Raw genomic sequence first — 896 nt, 5'->3', positions numbered from 1 at the left:
TGGAGCCCGGTCGTCACATAGTAGATGCTGGCCTGGATCGGCGGCCCGTGGGGGTTCTGGGTCAGCGTGATGCCGACGTCGTAGATCTCGTGGTGCCACTCCCAGGCCTTGATCGCCAGGAACGTCACCCCCAACAGCATGGTCGCGCCCAGACTGGCGATGAGCCCCTTCCGGCTCCGCCGCCGGGAGGCCACCAACGCCAGAATGACCGTAAACGAGGAGGTCAACAGCACGAAAGTGTTGATCAGCCCGGGCAGCGAGGCCGGGAGAGCTTCCCAGCTCCGCCAGCCGGCGTTGACGCGGATGAACACCGCCGCCGAAATGAACGCCCCGAAGACCAACACGTCCGAAGCCAAAAAGAACCACATCCCCAGTTTGGTCTTTTCGATGTTGTCGAACGGCCAGCGGTTGGCGAACTCCATGGGTGGCGCATAGAAGTCCTCCAGGGCCCACTTGACGCCCGAGTACAGCAGCGCGACGAGCCCGACGAGCGTCAAAAGCGGGTAGATGGGGGTACCTTCGAGGGCGACGCCGACGCTGGTGATCGAGGCGCCGGCATCGATCGCCAGCGAGCCACGGATGCCCGAAAGCCCCAACAGGAGCGTGAACACCGAGAAGCTGGCGGCGAACGGCCAGATGCTCGCATGCGAGGGGTGTTTCTCGCCGAGGATGTAGTCGCTGGCCTCGTTGGCGGTAGCGTGGCCGCCGTCGGTGGCCGCCGTCGCGTGGCCCTCGTCGTGGCCAGTATCGCGCTCGAGGAACTCGAGGTGGCCGCTGGCGTACGAGGGGCGGCCCTCCCAGTTTTCAAGCGGCGGCGGCGAGGAGACCGCCCATTCGGCGGTGCGGGCGAACTCCCAGGGGTTTTCGGGCGCTTCGGGGCCCGAGAGGTAGCTTTT

1 protein-coding gene is annotated in these 896 nt (G+C 66.0%); it reads right to left on the bottom strand.

Annotated features, from left to right (window positions below):
* A partial coding sequence (locus tag KM295_RS16795; RefSeq protein ID WP_256031529.1) for a cytochrome c oxidase subunit 3 occupies positions 1-896 on the bottom strand: 896 nt, incomplete at both ends.

Source organism: Natronomonas aquatica (assembly GCF_024449025.1).
GTDB lineage: Archaea > Halobacteriota > Halobacteria > Halobacteriales > Haloarculaceae > Natronomonas > Natronomonas aquatica.
The sequence above is the reverse complement of the archived record's forward strand: the minus strand, read 5'-3'. Positions and strand labels throughout refer to the sequence as shown.